At 41.8% G+C, this 16,120-nt stretch carries 18 protein-coding genes and 1 pseudogene; 1 reads left to right on the forward strand and 18 read right to left on the reverse strand.

The genetic code is table 11. The annotated features are described in order from the left end of the window. Positions 1 to 237: 237 nt before the first annotated feature. From K1I97_RS06700 to K1I97_RS06785, 18 genes and pseudogenes are all read right to left on the reverse strand, one after another. Positions 238 to 837 (reverse strand): response regulator transcription factor, encoded by a 600-nt coding sequence (locus K1I97_RS06700; RefSeq protein ID WP_223331911.1) that lies wholly within the window; start codon positions 835 to 837, stop codon positions 238 to 240. A gap of 1 nt (position 838) precedes the next feature. Continuing rightward, positions 839 to 1,936, reverse strand: a complete 1,098-nt coding sequence (locus K1I97_RS06705; protein ID WP_223331912.1) for a sensor histidine kinase — start codon at positions 1,934 to 1,936, stop codon at positions 839 to 841. 4 nt (positions 1,937 to 1,940) lie between these two features. Then, positions 1,941 to 2,675, reverse strand: a complete 735-nt coding sequence (locus tag K1I97_RS06710; RefSeq protein ID WP_223331913.1) for an ABC transporter permease — start codon at positions 2,673 to 2,675, stop codon at positions 1,941 to 1,943. A gap of 12 nt (positions 2,676 to 2,687) precedes the next feature. Next, the gene (locus K1I97_RS06715) at positions 2,688 to 3,563 is read right to left on the reverse strand and encodes an ABC transporter ATP-binding protein (RefSeq protein WP_223331914.1); all 876 of its coding nucleotides are present in this window, start codon (positions 3,561 to 3,563) and stop codon (positions 2,688 to 2,690) included. Further along, positions 3,550 to 3,743 (reverse strand): annotated as a pseudogene (locus K1I97_RS06720) (hypothetical protein). The gene K1I97_RS06715 and the pseudogene K1I97_RS06720 overlap by 14 nt, the downstream one beginning before the upstream one ends. Then, on the reverse strand, positions 3,740 to 3,946 hold the full coding sequence (locus tag K1I97_RS06725; RefSeq protein ID WP_223331915.1) for a hypothetical protein: 207 nt from the start codon (positions 3,944 to 3,946) through the stop codon (positions 3,740 to 3,742). The pseudogene K1I97_RS06720 and the gene K1I97_RS06725 overlap by 4 nt, the downstream one beginning before the upstream one ends. Positions 3,947 to 4,198: 252 nt before the next feature. Beyond that, positions 4,199 to 4,750: an SP0191 family lipoprotein gene (locus K1I97_RS06730; RefSeq protein ID WP_223331916.1), complete on the reverse strand. Its 552-nt coding sequence runs from the start codon at positions 4,748 to 4,750 to the stop codon at positions 4,199 to 4,201. A 10-nt stretch (positions 4,751 to 4,760) separates the two neighbouring features. Next, the gene (locus tag K1I97_RS06735; RefSeq protein WP_223331917.1) at positions 4,761 to 6,425 is read right to left on the reverse strand and encodes a DAK2 domain-containing protein; all 1,665 of its coding nucleotides are present in this window, start codon (positions 6,423 to 6,425) and stop codon (positions 4,761 to 4,763) included. A gap of 2 nt (positions 6,426 to 6,427) precedes the next feature. Further along, a complete protein-coding gene (locus tag K1I97_RS06740; RefSeq protein WP_125838147.1) occupies positions 6,428 to 6,793 on the reverse strand; it encodes an Asp23/Gls24 family envelope stress response protein in 366 nt (121 codons plus the stop codon). A gap of 152 nt (positions 6,794 to 6,945) precedes the next feature. After that, positions 6,946 to 7,134, reverse strand: coding sequence for a 50S ribosomal protein L28 (gene rpmB, locus K1I97_RS06745; RefSeq protein WP_001140948.1), 189 nt, complete (start codon positions 7,132 to 7,134; stop codon positions 6,946 to 6,948). A gap of 105 nt (positions 7,135 to 7,239) precedes the next feature. Beyond that, entirely contained in the window at positions 7,240 to 7,914 is a 675-nt protein-coding gene (locus K1I97_RS06750) for a LiaF transmembrane domain-containing protein (protein ID WP_223331918.1), read from the reverse strand. A 5-nt stretch (positions 7,915 to 7,919) separates the two neighbouring features. Then, positions 7,920 to 8,366 carry a LytTR family DNA-binding domain-containing protein gene (locus K1I97_RS06755; protein WP_000776582.1) on the reverse strand — a complete coding sequence of 149 codons (447 nt, stop codon included), beginning with the start codon at positions 8,364 to 8,366 and terminating at the stop codon, positions 7,920 to 7,922. Between the two features lie 113 nt (positions 8,367 to 8,479). Next, positions 8,480 to 8,983 carry a phosphatase PAP2 family protein gene (locus K1I97_RS06760; protein WP_223331947.1) on the reverse strand — a complete coding sequence of 168 codons (504 nt, stop codon included), beginning with the start codon at positions 8,981 to 8,983 and terminating at the stop codon, positions 8,480 to 8,482. Between the two features lie 96 nt (positions 8,984 to 9,079). Next, entirely contained in the window at positions 9,080 to 10,840 is a 1,761-nt protein-coding gene (locus K1I97_RS06765) for an ABC transporter ATP-binding protein (RefSeq protein ID WP_223331919.1), read from the reverse strand. Next, the gene (locus K1I97_RS06770) at positions 10,830 to 12,599 is read right to left on the reverse strand and encodes an ABC transporter ATP-binding protein (RefSeq protein ID WP_223331920.1); all 1,770 of its coding nucleotides are present in this window, start codon (positions 12,597 to 12,599) and stop codon (positions 10,830 to 10,832) included. Before K1I97_RS06770 ends, K1I97_RS06765 begins: the two co-directional genes overlap by 11 nt. After that, a complete protein-coding gene (locus K1I97_RS06775; RefSeq protein WP_223331921.1) occupies positions 12,583 to 13,044 on the reverse strand; it encodes a MarR family winged helix-turn-helix transcriptional regulator in 462 nt (153 codons plus the stop codon). The genes K1I97_RS06770 and K1I97_RS06775 overlap by 17 nt, the downstream gene beginning before the upstream one ends. A 178-nt stretch (positions 13,045 to 13,222) precedes the next feature. Continuing rightward, positions 13,223 to 13,939 (reverse strand): YebC/PmpR family DNA-binding transcriptional regulator, encoded by a 717-nt coding sequence (locus K1I97_RS06780; RefSeq protein WP_223331922.1) that lies wholly within the window; start codon positions 13,937 to 13,939, stop codon positions 13,223 to 13,225. 96 nt (positions 13,940 to 14,035) lie between these two features. After that, positions 14,036 to 15,406, reverse strand: coding sequence for an MATE family efflux transporter (locus tag K1I97_RS06785; RefSeq protein ID WP_223331923.1), 1,371 nt, complete (start codon positions 15,404 to 15,406; stop codon positions 14,036 to 14,038). 109 nt (positions 15,407 to 15,515) lie between these two features. On the opposite strand from K1I97_RS06785, the gene K1I97_RS06790 reads away from it, so the two are divergent. Beyond that, complete coding sequence (locus K1I97_RS06790) at positions 15,516 to 16,070, forward strand: GNAT family N-acetyltransferase (protein ID WP_223331924.1); 555 nt, start codon at positions 15,516 to 15,518, stop codon at positions 16,068 to 16,070. Positions 16,071 to 16,120: the final 50 nt, after the last annotated feature.

Here is a 16,120-nt window from a genome sequence, read left to right on the forward strand (position 1 = left end):
TGTCAGCACGTCCCTGTACACTTTTGAGAGACCAAAAGTAAAAAGTACCGTCTATTATTGTAACACAATTTTTCCTTCATTGTCAAGATATTTTTCATTTTTATTCTGATCTTTTAACTCTTTGACACTAGCTTTCACCGCTTTTCTAAACCAGAAAAGGAGGCAATTTGCCTCCTCCTTTCTAGTATGGATTTCCTTCGATTTAGCAATCATTTGAGTTGTTTTTTATCTTTCTTATCAAAGCCAACCAGATTCTTTTGCGATGTTGGCTGCCTCTGTTCGATTACCAGCAGCTAGTTTCGAAAGAATATTGGTGACATAGTTTCGGACGGTTCCATTTGATAGATAAAGCTGATCTGCGATTTCTTGGTTGGATAAGCCCTGAGCGATTCCCTTTAAGACAGCGATTTCTTGCTCTGTTAACGGATTGGGATGCGACATCACCACTTCCATCAATTCAGGCGAATATTCTTTACGCCCTTCAAGGACAGTGTGCAAGGTTTGCATGAGATCTGCAATGCTTCTTTCTTTTAAGACATAAGCATCTACTCCAGCCTTGATTGCACGTTCAAAATAGCCGGGGCGCTTGAAGGTCGTCACCACAACCACCTTTGTTTCTGGCTTTTCTGCTCGAATCCACTCCAAGACTTCGAGGCCTGTCTTAACAGGCATTTCTACGTCAAGAATGGCGATATCTACTGACTCTTTTTCTAGGAGTTGGATTGCTTCTTGGCCATCCTTGGCTTGTAGGACAATCTCTACATCTGGTTGAAAGGTAAGCAACTGGCACATGGCATCTCGCAACATACTTTGATCTTCTGCAACAAGTAGTTTCATCTTAGTTTCTCTCCTTATAAGGTAGCTGAACCTGCACTTCAGTCGGATGTTTCTGACTAATCACTTTTACTTCTCCTGAAAAAGGAAGGACACGGTCTCGAACGGTATGGAGGTCATCTCCTTTTAGAGAAGCAAAGCCACAGCCATCGTCTCTCACGGTTAGAATGAGTTCTTTCTCAGTTCGTTCTAATTTCAAGTAAGCCTTCGACGCTTTGGCATGTTTGATGATATTGGTCACTAACTCAAGTAAAATCATGGAAGCCGTTGACTCCAATTCCTGAGTTAGGCTAGCAGTATCTAGTTGGTGGTTGATTTCCGTTTCAATTCCTGCAATTTCTAGCATTTTTTTAACAGTCACAAACTCGGAGGCAAGTGTTCTGGTTTTAAGATTTTCGATAATTGTACGAACTTCATTCATGGATTCTTTACTAATCTGATGAATTTCTTTTAATTCCTTTTCCACCTGTGGATAAGCCTGCATCTGTAATAACTGTAATGCTAAATCTGTCTTGACACTCAGCATGGCAAAGGTATGGCCTAGACTGTCATGGAGATCCTGACCGATACGATTGCGTTCATTTTCAGCCAAGAAAAGATTAAGCTTGGCATTTTGCTTTCTCTTTTCTTCTTTTATTTCCTCCGACAGTCGAATCCGATAGAGGCCAAAGGTAAAAGCATCCGAAAAGACAAAGGTCACCAAGAAAAAGAGTAGCTGCCAGGGACTAACATGATTGACCATATAGATTCCGGTCAGAATCAATGGTTGCAGGACAATAAAACTGACAAAACGCCAAGAGTGAAAAGAAATCTCATCCAGCTCATAAATAAGGAGGTTGGATAAATAAAAGATAAACCAGCTGAAACCCGAATTTAGCCAAACAGATGTGTAAAAAATGTAGACAAGCATGAACCACCATGCTAGCCACTGCACGGTGCGATTCTGATTGATTAAAATCGAATAAAAGGCTAGGACAAATAATAATGTCCAGAACAAGGTCAAAGACGGGTACTCTCCACTGATGACACCCGCTATAGGAAAGATGGTAAACACTAATGAAATATGAAACATATAATGAGTGTTTTTAAATTTTTCCAACATAGATTTATTTTACCTCGATCCGTTTTTTCAGCTGGATTACTAGGACACCAAAGAAAACTGTATAGCCTAGTACAACCAAGGCGGAAAGAATATTAAACTCATGGCGCTCTAAATAAGCAGAAACGACCTGCATCAGTTGATAGGTTGGGGTCAGTTTTCCAATAGATTGGAGCCATTCTGGGAAGGAATTCAAAGGAAACCACAGTCCACCTAGGACAGCCAAAGCAATATAGGCAATATTTCCAACAACCGTCATCAGTTGAGCACTAGGAAGCAAGCTCACCAAGACACCCATGCTGATAAAGACCACGCTTCCGACCAGCAAAATAGCACCGATTACCAACCAGTCAAGCCAAGGTAGAGTCACTCCGCGGACAAAATGACCAACTGAAAAGACAACTATAATTGATAACAAGAAAGTTAGCAGAGTGCTGAACAGTTTTGATACATAATATTCTACCATAGATACAGGAGAATGTTGAATCAATTTTTGCCAGTTGTTTGTCTTGTCGGATTCGAGTGTGCTAGGGATACTGAAAAAGGCGCTTGACATGATACTAAAGAGCGTCATGGCAAAGAGATAGGCTTGCAGAGCGATTTCTGGAATGTCTGATCCTGACATCATACCAGAAAAAATAAGGTAAAACACACTTGGGAGTCCGATGGATAGCAAGTAGTAGACGGCTTGCCGTTTCATCAAAATGATTTCCACTTTCATGAGACTTGTCATATTTTTCATCGTCAATCTCCTTTAGTCTTGAGTCGTTTCGAAAATACTATCTAAGAGAGTTCGATTGCGAACTTCAATTTCTTCGATCGTGCAGCCCTGCTCTTGCAAGACTTTCCACACCTGGCTGGCTTCTTTGGTGGTGAAGGAAAGAGCATTTTGCTTGATTTCAAGCTCTTGAACCATAGTCAGGGTACTGACAAGATCCTGATAAGTTAGAGGTACCGTAAAGTGTTTTTCTTGTTCTTCACCACGCATGGCATAAGGTGTCGTATCACGGATCAATTCACCCTTGTGGAGGACCAAGATGCGATCAGCCGTATGCTCCACCTCTTCGATATAGTGAGAAGAATAGACAATGGTCACACCATTTTTCTTCAACTGATCGACAATCTCCCAAAAATGCTGACGTGTCGAGGTATCCATTGCTGCAGTTGGTTCATCTAAGAATAGAATTTTCGGACGACCTATTAAAGCCAACACGAAAGAGAACAAACGTTTTTGCCCACCAGATAGCTTGCCCGCTAGCTGATTTTTCTGTTTGTCCGAAAATCTTAGCAAGTCATCAATTTCTTTGTCTGAGAGACTGTTTGAATAGATTGATTGAAAGAAGGATAAAAGTTCTTTCACTTTCAAGTCTTGAACCACCGTATTTTCTTGAGGCAAAATAGAAATAAGGTGCTTTAAACGAGGATCTGTTGGCGCAAAGCCTTGAATGGCGACCTGACCTGAGCTCATGAACTTATCGCCCAAGAGGCAATCAATCAAGGTCGTCTTACCTGCTCCATTTGGACCAATCAAGGCGACACATTCACCATGATGGATTTCAAAAGAGATGTTCCGCAAGATCTCCTTGTCTTTTATTTTCTTACTTAATTTCTCAACTTTAATCACAGTCATGAGATTCTCCTTTCAACCACTCCATTCCCATAGGAAATAAGACGAAAATCATAAATCCACCCCCCAAGCACCACGAATGAATTGGCCCAGCAAGGTTTGGTCAAACCAACCAGTAAACATTTCCACCAACCATACCAAGAGTGACAGACCGATAAAGAGATAGATGATTGCTTTTTTCATTTCTCAAACTCCTTTTTCACATCTCTAACTAATTTCAAACCTTCTCTGACAAGCCAAGACATCATCCCAAAACCAGCAAATAGCTCCCAAGGAAAATGATAGAAACCCTCGTCCAATCCTGAAAACATGAGATAGGTCATCACTCCTGCTGCTACTAAACTCACTGCGACAATCATTTTATTTTTCATTTCTTCTTCCTCCATTTCATACTTCAATTATAGTCTTTTGAAGTTAGCGGAGCTAGATGCTTCTGTCACTAGGAAATATGACAAATGTCATACAAAGAGGCGGTGGGATAGATTTCCCTATACCAAGTATCAATTTCCTAATTCTAGTCACGTGAATATGATTAGAAATCGTTTAAAGTCTAAGAGAGACTTAATCTATCTGTTACCCGCACAAAGGATTCTTACAAATAAAAAGAGGGCAGGATTTACAATCCCAGCCTCTTTTGTTTATTCTTCTTTAAATCCGTGTAATTTTAAACCAGCAATCAGAGCATTCGGCTTCTTAAAGTCTTCTATACTATCCTCAAGTGGTTCAAAGAAATAAGTCTTTTTAACTCTATCCATATCTGCTTTTTCAAGGTCAAGATCGATAACTATTCTCATCTTTTTATTATCGGCGATAAAATATTCAACCTTAACACCTGGTTCGTCCTTGATTTCAAGATACTCTGGAGAGCTTTCCATAACTTCGCGAAAGGCTGCTTGAAATTCCTCCAGAGTAGTTTCTGCAGGAATCTCCTCTCCATATTCTCCCAACATATCCATCTTGTATCGTTTGACAACATCTGTGTAAACTAAAGTCAGAGTAACATCGGAGTTATCAATTCTTCCTTTTAGAACTTTGGTTGTTTCCTTGATTTCTTCTTTCACCTGACTTGACTTTGTGGATGAATCAACCGAACTTGCTGTACTACTTGATTCTGTTGTTGCGGTGTTGGTTTGACCACAGCCAGAAAGAACAAGTAACGCTGCAAAAACTAATCCTAAAACTTTCTTCATTCAAAGTCTCCTATTCCACACTGAAAAGATATGGATATACAGGTTGTTGACCTTGGTGGATTTCGACTTCAACGTCTTCGAATTCTTCTGCGATTTCTTGGGCGATTTGGTTGGCCAATTCTTCACTTCCATCTTCACCGACATAGAAAGTCACGATTTCACTATCTTCGTCCAACATGTGTTTCAAAGTTTCAGTCAATGTTTGATGCATATCAGGATTTGATACGAGGATTTTGCCATCTACCATACCAAGATTGTCATTTTCATGAATTTCTAAACCATCGATTGTCGTGTCACGAACGGCTGTTGTTACACTACCGCTGACTACATCACCAAGAGCTACAGTCATACGTTCTTTGTTTTCTTCGATAGACTTGCTTGGATCAAAGGCAAGAAGACTAGTCAATCCTTGAGGAAGGGTACGAGCTTCTACCACAACAGCTGGTTGATCCAATACCTCTGCTGCAGATTGAGCTGCCATGAAGATATTTTTGTTGTTTGGCAAGAAGATGATGTTACGAGCGTTGACTTGCTCAACAGCCTTGATAAAGTCCTCTGTCGAAGGGTTCATGGTTTGTCCACCTTCGATGACATAGTCCACACCTTGGGCACGGAAGATATCTGCCAAGCCTTGACCTGCTACGACTGCGATAAGGGCATATTCCTTTTCTTCAGCTGGCTTGCTGACTTGAGCTTCTTTTTCTACTTGTGCTTCGTGTTGGTTGCGCATGTTATCTACTTTAACCTTGACCAAGCTACCATATTTAAGGCCTTCTTGCATAACAAGACCTGGATCTTCTGTATGGACGTGGACTTTGACGATTTCATCATCATTGACAACAAGTAGAGAATCGCCTAGGTCATTTAAGTAACTGCGGAATTCATCATAGTCAAAATCTTTGGCATAAGTTGGACCTTGTTTAAGGGCAACCATAATCTCCGTACAGTAACCAAATGTAATGTCTTCTGTTGCGACATGTCCAGCTACAGACTTGTGGTGTTCAGCATTGATCATTTCACCCATATTAGCCGGAGTTGCGACAAAGTCCTCAGACGCACTGTATTCTCCAGTAAGGGCTGATAGGAAGCCTTCGTAGATGAAGACCAAACCTTGACCACCTGAGTCCACAACACCAACCTCTTTCAAGACTGGGAGCATGTCTGGCGTTTTGGCAAGAGCTGTTTTAGCTCCTTCCAAGGCTGCACGCATGACCTCAACAGCATCATCTGTCTGTTCCGCTTTTTTCTTAGCTCCGATCGCAGCTCCACGTGATACAGTAAGGATTGTTCCTTCAACAGGTTTCATAACAGCCTTGTAGGCTACCTCGACACCAGATTGGAAGGCAAGAGCTAGGTCTTTTCCTGTTAACTCGTCTTTATCTTTGATAGCTTGAGAGAAGCCACGGAAAAGTTGAGACGTGATAACTCCTGAGTTTCCACGCGCACCCATCAAGAGCCCCTTAGCAAGAATGCTCGCCACTTCTCCTACTGTAGAAGCCGGCTTATCTGCTACTTCTTTGGCACCATTTTCGATGGTCATTCCCATGTTTGTCCCAGTATCTCCATCTGGAACTGGAAAGACGTTCAATGAATTGACATATTCTGCTTGCTTATTCAAACGAGTTGATGCAGCCTGCACCATCTCTTGAAATAAGCTGGTAGTAATTTTTGACACGATTATTCTCCTACAACTTTGATATTTTGAATGTAGACATTTACAGTCTGAGCAGTAATCCCAAGTTGGTTTTCCAAACTAAAACGAACGCTCTCTTGGATGTTTTTTGAGACTTCACTAATCTTTGTTCCGTAGCTCAACACAGTGTAAACATCAACTGCAATGCTGCCATCTTCGGATGCTTTTACGACAACACCTTTTGCATAATTTTCCTTACCAAGAAGGGCTTGAAAATTATCTTTGAGGGTATTTTTACTAGCCATACCGACCACACCAAAAATCTCAGTTGCTGCACCACCTACAACGGTTGCAATCACTTCATCTGTCAGTTCGATTTGACCATCTTTTGTATTCATTTTTACAGTCATTTTTTTTACCTCAACTTGTTGATACTCTATTTTATCATATTTCAGCTCAAGTGTAAAAGCAGAATGCTGTATCGGCGGATATTTACTCTATTTTTCAAATAATTTCATCTCTAGAGCAAAAGAAAAAGACCAGTTAGGTCTTTTCATTTTTATTAAACGCGTTCAACTTTACCTGATTTCAAAGCACGAGCTGAAGCCCAAACTTTTTTAGGTTTACCATCGATAAGAACAGTAACTTTTTGAAGGTTTGGTTTTACGGCACGTTTTGTTTGGTTCATCGCGTGTGAACGGTTGTTTCCAGATACAGTCTTACGACCTGTAAAGTAACATACTTTAGCCATTGTGTTTTCCTCCTATTAGATCTAATATAGCGGATGTGCTAGCACCACATACCGTACTATGTTATCACACTTTCTTGAATTTATCAAGAGAATTAAAAGATTTTTTTATTTGACGTAGACAACGCCAAGTTTACCAAAGGCGACTTCCCCACGGATAATCAAGGTTTTGCTGGTTGGGGCTACAGGAGCATCTGCCTTAGCTGCACCAAAGGATGTTTCCACTTTCAAATCGACACGCCAGTGTTGTGGAACATAGACGGTTGCATTCCCGAAAGCCACTTCGATATTCAGAGTGGCAAAATCACCTAACATCTCTGCGTTATCATAGTAGATTTTTGCGTCTCCAAAAGCGACTTCCACTTGGTCATCTACAAAATCTTGATCTTGTTTATAGAAGGTTCCGCTACCAAAAGCGACTTCCTTATCCGTGATGACTGTTCGTTCACCCTTGTACCACCATTTTTTTCCGTACCAAAACTTACTTGAGTGAGTGAGATAGCCGACACCTAGCACTGCTAAGATACTAGCCCAAAACAAAGACTGATTGGGAATAGGTAGAATAGCATAAAAATGATTCGCAATCATTAAGGCTACTAGAGCGGTAAAAACTGCCGATGTTAGATGACGACGAAGCAAGGCCTCAACTGATTGGTAGGCAAAAAAGACGATACCGATCAAGGGCCAAATGCGATTACCCAAAGAAGGAATTCCAAAATTTCCTTGCAGCAAGATCCAGGCTGCTAAAACCAATAAAACAATACCAAATGCTTTCTTTTTCATGTTTTTTACCTCATGTTTCTTAGATTTTCTTTTAGGAGGGATTGGTAATGCCGTGAGACATGAACCTCCTTGTGGGTCTGATAAAAGGAAATGGTGCCCGTTCCTGAAAAGGACTTGTCCACTGAGTAAATCTGACGGATGTTTGCGATCGTTGACTTGGAAACTCGACTAAAATAGCGAGGTAAGATGGACTCCAACTCATAGAGTTTGAGGCGAACTTCATAGGCTTCCTTCTGGTTATGAGCGTAGATCTTGCTCCCTTCTGTTTCAAAGAAGAGAATTTCTGACAGGTCTAGATAATATTCACCTGTCCCCTTGTAAAAAGTCAACCTCGGAGCCTTTGACTCTTGCAAAAGTCGTTGCAAATCTGCAATTTCATCTGTCAAAGCAGGTGTCTTGATGACAATTTCAGTTTCCTCTAAATTGCCGTCAATCTCAATTCGTAACTTCATCACATCTCCTTTCTGACTCTACTATATCAAAGCTAAGTTAGGAATACAAGGGCAAAAAAGCAAGTGGTCATTTTGAAGCAGTAAGTGGTTGTAGGACTAGCTTAACTTACATATCAGAATAGGAAGAAAAGGAATCCCCACACCAGACCACAAGCATAGCCAGCGATGACATCCTTGGGATAATGTACACCCCCTAAAACCCTCACCAAGCCCAGCAAAGCTGAGAAGAGCAAGCATGCTAAGCCAACAGGTAGACTAGCATGCAGACAGGCCATGGAGATGATGGTTGCCGAAAAAACATGGCGACTGGGCATCGACTGTCCCGAACTATCCTTTTCAAGCAGGGGACAGATATCCCAAGTTTCATAAGGCCGCGGGTGGTTGATTTTCTTACGAAAAAGAGACAAAATCACAAAACCTGATGCAGGAATAAGCACATAAACCCCAACTTGCTGACCCAATCCTAGCTGCAGGTAAGTGGTAACTAGCAAGGTTAGATAGACCAGGGGCATAGCTACTGTCATCAAACGATTAAAACTGCGTAACAGAAATAGAAGGGTGGGATGGCTGGTGAGCCTGGAGCTGATATTTCGATACCATTCTTGATAATTTTTCATTAAATTTCTCATTCATTACCTTGTTTTCGTCTACAGGTGAGACGTTTGTCTTCTAGTATAGTGCAGAAAAAGAAGGCCGTCAAGCCTTCTTTTGATTTATTCTTCTGCTTGGTCTTCTGTAAATTGACTATTGTACAAGTCAGCGTAGAAGCCACCTTGCGCCATCAGCTCCTCATGGTTTCCTTGTTCGATGATATTGCCATCTTTCATGACAAGAATCAACTCTGCATTACGGATGGTTGACAAGCGGTGGGCAATGACAAAGGAAGTTCTTCCTTCCATCAAACGGTCCATGGCTTTTTGGATCAATTCCTCTGTCCGTGTGTCAACAGAAGAGGTCGCCTCATCCAAAATCAAGAGTGGTGCATCCTTCAGCAAAGCACGAGCAATGGTTAAGAGTTGTTTTTGCCCGACAGACAGGGTCACTGTATCGTCCAAGATAGTATCGTAACCGTCTGGCAAAGTCATGATAAAGTGGTGGATTCCCACAGCCTTGCTGGCTTCCATCATTCGTTCATCACTGATGTCTATCTGATTATATATCAGGTTCTCTTGAATCGTTCCTTCAAAGAGCCAAGTATCCTGCAAGACCATTGAAAAGGCATCGTGTACTTCCGAACGCTTCATACCCTTGGTATCCACACCATCGATTCGGATACTTCCCTTATCTATCTCATAGAACTTCATCAAAAGATTGACAATGGTTGTCTTACCAGCACCAGTCGGTCCAACAATAGCGACCTTTTGCCCTGCTCGAGCTGTAGCTGAGAAGTCATGGATGATGGTGCGCTCTGGTGTATAGCCAAAGGAAACCTGATCAAAGACTACTTCACCTCTCATGCCAGTCAATTGTCTTTCCTTATGAGATTCATCTTGCATCTCTGCTTCAGCCAAAAATTCTAATACACGAGTCATGGCTGCACTCGCTTGTTGCAGGCTCGTAATCCCTTGGGCAATCTGTGACAGAGGTTGGGAGAAGGTCCGTACGTAAACCATAAAGGCTACAATAATCCCTATCGTGATATGCCCTTCTAACGCCAGCGCGGCCCCAACGATGATGACTAAGACATAACTAAAGTTCCCAACAAAGAACATGGCTGGCATCATGATACCAGAGATAAACTGAGATTTCCAGATACTATCATGCAAGTCTTGGTTTAAATCAGCAAATCTCGCTTTGGAGGTGTCCACTGCGTTATAGCTGGTCACCACATTGTGGCCAGAGTACATTTCTTCCACATAACCATTGACGGCCGCTAGATTATTTTGTTGGGCTTTAAAATAACCCTGTGACTTGGCCATGATTACGGAAACCGCCGCAAAACCAACAAGGGTTGATACAACTGTTACCAATGCCAAAATCCAGTTCATTCCAAACATGGTCACCAAGACAGCAATCAACAAGAAACTAGCTGAAAGAACTGTCCCTAAACTTTGGTTGAGAGATTGCGCTGCCGTATCCACATCATTGGTCACGCGCGAAAGGGTGTCTCCTTGTGAATGGCGGTCAAAATAGCCAAGTGGCAAACGATTGATTTTTTCAGCGATTGCTGTCCGCAAGCGTTTTGAAAAATGTTGGATACTCGTTGAAAAGATATAGGCCTGAGTATAATTAAGGATGACTCCAAACACATATAGGACAACCAAAAATCCAGCAATACTTGAAACAGCCTCTAAATCAATTTCTGTCATCAAGCCATCTGAAATCAAGTTAGTAATTTCTTTAATCTTAGTTGGACCATATACGGTTATGATGCTTGAAATGACTGCAGCCACAACTGCTATTAGGAGAGGGAGTTGGAGGCCTGTCATATAAGGTTTGCACTGTTTCCAGAACGACACTTTTTTATTTTCCATGTTCCAATTCCTCCTTCGATAGTTGTGAGTAGGCAATTTCTTGGTAGACTTCGTTGGTAGCTAGAAGTTCCTTGTGGGTGCCTTGTCCCACAACTTTTCCTTGATCCAACACTAAGATCAAGTTTGCATCCATAATGGTAGAAATCCGCTGCGCTACGATGAGCTTGGTCATGGATTTTGTTTTCTCAGCTAGTTCTTGGCGTAGGACACGATCTGTCTTGTAGTCCAAGGCTGAGAAGGAATCATCAAAGATGATAATCTCTGGTTTACGAGCCAAGGCACGCGCAATGGCCAAACGCTGTCTTTGACCTCCTGAGAAGTTGGTTCCACCTTGGGCTACTTCTGATGCAAGTCCTGCTTCCTTATCCTCTATGAAGCTTTTAGACTGGGCCAATTCAAGGGCTTGCCACATAGCAGCCTCGCTTAGAGGAGTTTCTTTGCTCTTACCAAAGTCCAAGTTCCCCTTGACATTTCCAGAAAAGAGTACAGCTTTTTGTGGAATATAGCCGACCTTATTGCGCAAATCTTCCAAATTGTAATCTTGTACATTGACACCATCCACTAGGATTTGTCCATCTGAAACGTCGTAAAAACGTGGCAAAAGGTTGACTAGGGTGGACTTTCCTGATCCAGTCGATCCGATGAAGGCTACGGTTTGACCCGCTTCTGCTTTGAAAGTGACATGTTCCACGACTGCTTCTGAGTTTTTAGAGTAGCGGAAAGTCACATCACGGAATTCCACTTGTCCTTGAACTGAAGGATCCGCTGTCTGTGCATGACTAGGATTTTCAATAGAAGAATGCAAATCCAATACTTGATTGATACGTCCTGCCGAAACCAAGGTACGAGGAAGAACGATAAAGAGTGCTCCCATGAGAAGGAAGCCCATCACGACCTGCATAGCATAGGACATGAAGACCACCATATCACTAAAGAGTGGCAGACGTTCTGCCAAACTTGCATCGTTGATGATATAGGCACCAATCCAGTAAATAGCTAAACTTAGTCCACTGGAAATCGCCATCATAATGGGATTCATAATGGCCATCAATCGATTGACAAAGAGATTGAGACGTGTTACCTCATCGTTGGCTGCTTCAAATTTCTTATCTTGGTAATCCTCGGCATTGTATGCGCGAACAACTCGAATCCCAGTCAAACTTTCACGAGTGATGCTATTGAGTTTATCTGTCAATTTTTGGATGACCGATTGTTTAGGAAAGGCCAGAGTCATAAGAACGGTTGTCATCAAGACATTGACAATAACAGCCACAACGACCGCCCAGAGCCAGTATTCCGATTTCCCAAGGATTTTTCCAATAGCCCAGATTGCCATGATTGGCCCACGAGTAACCACCTGGAGTCCCATGGTAAAGAGCATCTGAACCTGTGTGATATCATTAGTCGTCCGAGTCAAGAGACTTGGGATTGAAAAACGTTTGATCTCTGTCTGCGAGAAATCTAGAACACGATTAAAAATATCGCTTCGTAAATGAGTTGTGTAAGACGCTGCAACGCGAGCAGCAAAGAAACCAACCATAACAGATGAAAAGAAAGCCAATAAAGACAAACCAATCATCTTCGCAGCTGGTGACCAGAGTGCGTCCATCTGTGTCCCTGACGTTCCGAGTAATTCTGTAATTTGCGAAATGTAGGTCGGTACCTCTAACTCGAGATAGACCGAGAAACAAGTGAAAAGAATCGTAAGGACAATCATCCCCCACTCTTTTCCTGTAATACGTTTAGCGAGTTTCTTCATTCTCTCCTCCTATCTTCTCAACATTTTCTTGCAACTGACCGAGGACCTTTTCAAAGATTGCCAAGTCTGACTTTGAAACACCCTCTAGCAGACTCTGATCGATCCGATCAAAAAAGGCCTTAACTTCTTGCATCTGCGAACGCGATTTATCCGTCAAGCGAACAAACTTTGCCCGCTTATCACTCGGGCTGGCCTCTAGTTCAACCAAACCATTTTGTACCATGCGCTTGACTAGATTACTCGCAACAGATTTAGTAATATTGAGTTCCTGCTCGATATCCTTAATTAAGACCAGATTTTCAGACTGTTCTTGGCAATCTAAAAAACGCAGAACCTGCCCCTGCGGTCCACCCATAAATTCAAGGCCACATCGCTTGGCTTCTTTCTGTATCATCAGATGAGCCTGGTATCCAAAACGTTTAAACATCAACATCGGCTTGTTCATGATTGCTCCTTTCTCACGATAAATATAGTTCTCTGGAGAACTAATTAAGTTTCTATGAGAACTATTCTATCACTTCCAGAAGAAATGTCAAGAAAAAAGTTTCCAAGAGAACTATTCTCTTGATAAAAAATATCCTAAGCCAGCTTTTCTCGCTTAGGATGATTTTCATTTCTTCAAATTAGAATCCATCTACGTTTGTGTAGATCTTTTGCACGTCTTCGTCGTCCTCAAGAACGCTGTAAAGTTTCTCAAATGTTTCCAAATCTTCACCTGACAACTCAACTTCTGACTGAGGAATCATTTCCAATTCAGTAACTTGAAATTCTTGGATACCTGACTCACGAAGGGCAACGATAGCCTTGTGAAGGTCTGTTGGAGCTGTGTAAACAGTGATTGTTCCATCTTCTGCTTCTACATCATCCACATCAATATCTGCTTCAAGCAAAAGTTCAAAGATGGCATCCGCATCATCACCTGCAAATACGATAACACCCTTGTTGTCAAAGAGGTATGAAACCGAACCTGAAGTGCCCATATTTCCGCCATTTTTACCAAAAGCAGCACGAACGTTCGCAGCTGTACGGTTGACGTTTGAAGTCAAGGTATCCACAATCAGCATAGAACCATTTGGTCCAAATCCTTCGTAACGTCCTTCTGTAAAGGTTTCGTCTGTGTTTCCTTTTGCTTTATCAATCGCTTTATCGATAACGTGTTTTGGCACTTGGGCTTGTTTAGCACGATCGATAACGAATTTCAAAGCAGTGTTTGATTCTGGGTCTGGATCACCTTTTTTAGCTGCTACATAGATTTCTACACCAAATTTTGCATATACTTTAGAGTTAGCTCCATCTTTAGCCGTTTTCTTGGCTACGATATTGGCCCATTTACGTCCCATTAGGAATCTCCTTTTTTCACATTTTAATCTTTCTTATTATAACACAAGTTTTTTCGATTTTCACTAGAGGAAATGGATTTTATTCAGCAAATCGAGCTATGATGACACTTTTGTTGCCAAGATTGCCTTGCCTTCTTTTATCAGGGGATGGCGGAAAAGTGAAAAGTACAGTTGGGTAGTCATGGCAACCCAGATAAGGGGTTCGCAAAGGATGACTCCCCTATACCCTGCCCAAGGGATAATCAAAACCACAAAAATGATTTTCCCGATTAGTTCTATAAAGCTGGAAACTAGAGGAAGGACTTTCTGCCCCAAGCCCTGCAAGCAATTCCGATAAATCAGCAAAAGGCTCAAAATCGGATAAAAGACTGAACTGATTTGCAGGTAGAGGCTACCATTTTCTACCAAGTAAGTATCTGTTGAACTGACCAAGAAGGAAACTAAGGTAGGACTGGCAAAAAAGAGGATGACACAAACAAAGCCTGCCCAGGACATGCTCAAACGACTCCCAATACCAAGACCTTGAACTATGCGGTCTGGTCGCTTGGCCCCGAGATTCTGAGAGGCAAAGGTCGTCATAGCAGAAGAAATAGCCGTCATCGGAAGGAGAGCAAAGGCCATAATGCGGCGCGCTGCTGTTTGGGCACTAATAATCACTGCTCCAAAGGTATTGACCGAAGATTGTAAAATCACACTACCGATAGACACAATAGAACTCATCAAACCCATAGCCAAACCTTGCTCCAAGAGATCAGCGTACAAGGCCTTATCCCATTTGAAATGCTTGAGTTTAGGGAGAAGTTCTGGAACACTCTTGCGGATATAATAAAAGCAGAGAACCGCTGATAAGCCTTGCGAGATAATGGTAGCAAGCCCCGCAGATTGAACTCCCAGATGCAGTTGCGTAATGAAATACAAATCCAGAACCACATTGACCAAGGCAGAAAAAATCAGAAATCCAAGAGCCGCTAGACTATCACCAATAGACCGCAACAATCCCGCAAAGAGGTTATAAGCAAAGCTAACACCTACACAAGTCACAATCATAGAAATATATTGATAGGATTGAGGAAGGATTTCAGCAGGGGTATCTAAATATTGCAAGAGTGGATACAGACCGACAAAGCCCATCAGCATAACCAAAATACTGAGAAGTCCTCCTAAAATCCAGGTTGCAGCAACTGCTTCTTTGATTTTAGTGAAATTACGAGCCCCATAATAGCGGGCAATGACAATCCCCATGCCATTTCCAACACCAAGCGTAAAGCCTATAATCAAGTCAAAAATGGCAGTTGTCGCCCCTACTGCAGCCAAGGAATCTTGACCAAGAAAACGCCCAACAATCAAGACATCAGCTGTATTATAAAGCTGTTGGAAAATATTTGACAGCAAGATTGGAAAGGCAAAGCTTAACAGCGCAGGAAGAATAGGACCATGTATCAAGTCCACGGATCGTTTCTTATTCATAAAGCTATTATATCAGCTTTCTAGAGGAGCGACAAGGCTCTATAACTAAGTTTGCAATCAATTGCTTACAGAGAAACAATTTGCTATAATCAAGAAAAGGAGGTCATTTATGAGTTTGACCAGTCAATTAATTACCGATGTATTTCCCGATCTGGATAAGGTTGAAAAGCTAAACAAGGAAGCATTCCCAGAGGAAGAACGAGTTCCTCTGTCAGAGTTTTTACGCTATCAGGACCGAGAAGATGCTCACTTTTTTGCCTTTTATAATCAAGAAGAGTTTGTCGGCTTTGCTTTTGCCATCTCCAATCCAAAGGCCTTCTATATCAGTTTTTTTGCCATCATGCCCCACTTGAGAAGCCACGGATATGGAAAAGAAATCATCGAAAAGCTGACTGATTTTTACCAGCGAACCATGTTACTAGAAGTCGAGCGATTGGATGAAAAATGCGATAACTTGGAGCAGAGAAAGGCCCGCATGGACTTCTATCGCCAAAATGGCTTTAAAACAGCCAATGCTTTTCTAGAGTATGAAGGTTTGAGTTTTGAAATCCTCTATCGTGGCGATCATTTTGACGAAGAAGCCTATCGCGACATCTTCCAAAAGTTACAGGATGAGCATTATTTTGACTTTCATATCGAGTATCGTCGTTTTAGCGATCATTAGCTCTTTCATCTGAAGCAAATATAAAAAGTAGCAGTTCCTATCTGCTACTT

Source organism: Streptococcus oralis (assembly GCF_019929345.1).
Taxonomy (GTDB): domain Bacteria; phylum Bacillota; class Bacilli; order Lactobacillales; family Streptococcaceae; genus Streptococcus.

Excerpts from the sequence above, each read along its gene's own strand:
- K1I97_RS06700 (WP_223331911.1), bottom strand. The coding sequence starts at position 837 with ATGAAACTACTTGTTGCAGAAGATCAAAGTATGTTGCGAGATGCCATG.
- K1I97_RS06705 (WP_223331912.1), bottom strand. The coding sequence starts at position 1,936 with ATGTTGGAAAAATTTAAAAACACTCATTATATGTTTCATATTTCATTA.
- K1I97_RS06710 (WP_223331913.1), bottom strand. The coding sequence starts at position 2,675 with ATGAAAAATATGACAAGTCTCATGAAAGTGGAAATCATTTTGATGAAA.
- K1I97_RS06715 (WP_223331914.1), bottom strand. The coding sequence starts at position 3,563 with ATGACTGTGATTAAAGTTGAGAAATTAAGTAAGAAAATAAAAGACAAG.
- K1I97_RS06725 (WP_223331915.1), bottom strand. The coding sequence starts at position 3,946 with ATGGAGGAAGAAGAAATGAAAAATAAAATGATTGTCGCAGTGAGTTTA.
- K1I97_RS06730 (WP_223331916.1), bottom strand. The coding sequence starts at position 4,750 with ATGAAGAAAGTTTTAGGATTAGTTTTTGCAGCGTTACTTGTTCTTTCT.
- K1I97_RS06740 (WP_125838147.1), bottom strand. The coding sequence starts at position 6,793 with ATGACTGTAAAAATGAATACAAAAGATGGTCAAATCGAACTGACAGAT.
- rpmB (WP_001140948.1), bottom strand. The coding sequence starts at position 7,134 with ATGGCTAAAGTATGTTACTTTACAGGTCGTAAGACTGTATCTGGAAAC.
- K1I97_RS06750 (WP_223331918.1), bottom strand. The coding sequence starts at position 7,914 with ATGAAAAAGAAAGCATTTGGTATTGTTTTATTGGTTTTAGCAGCCTGG.
- K1I97_RS06755 (WP_000776582.1), bottom strand. The coding sequence starts at position 8,366 with ATGAAGTTACGAATTGAGATTGACGGCAATTTAGAGGAAACTGAAATT.
- K1I97_RS06760 (WP_223331947.1), bottom strand. The coding sequence starts at position 8,983 with ATGAAAAATTATCAAGAATGGTATCGAAATATCAGCTCCAGGCTCACC.
- K1I97_RS06765 (WP_223331919.1), bottom strand. The coding sequence starts at position 10,840 with ATGGAAAATAAAAAAGTGTCGTTCTGGAAACAGTGCAAACCTTATATG.
- K1I97_RS06770 (WP_223331920.1), bottom strand. The coding sequence starts at position 12,599 with ATGAAGAAACTCGCTAAACGTATTACAGGAAAAGAGTGGGGGATGATT.
- K1I97_RS06775 (WP_223331921.1), bottom strand. The coding sequence starts at position 13,044 with ATGAACAAGCCGATGTTGATGTTTAAACGTTTTGGATACCAGGCTCAT.
- K1I97_RS06780 (WP_223331922.1), bottom strand. The coding sequence starts at position 13,939 with ATGGGACGTAAATGGGCCAATATCGTAGCCAAGAAAACGGCTAAAGAT.
- K1I97_RS06785 (WP_223331923.1), bottom strand. The coding sequence starts at position 15,406 with ATGAATAAGAAACGATCCGTGGACTTGATACATGGTCCTATTCTTCCT.
- K1I97_RS06790 (WP_223331924.1), top strand. The coding sequence starts at position 15,516 with ATGAGTTTGACCAGTCAATTAATTACCGATGTATTTCCCGATCTGGAT.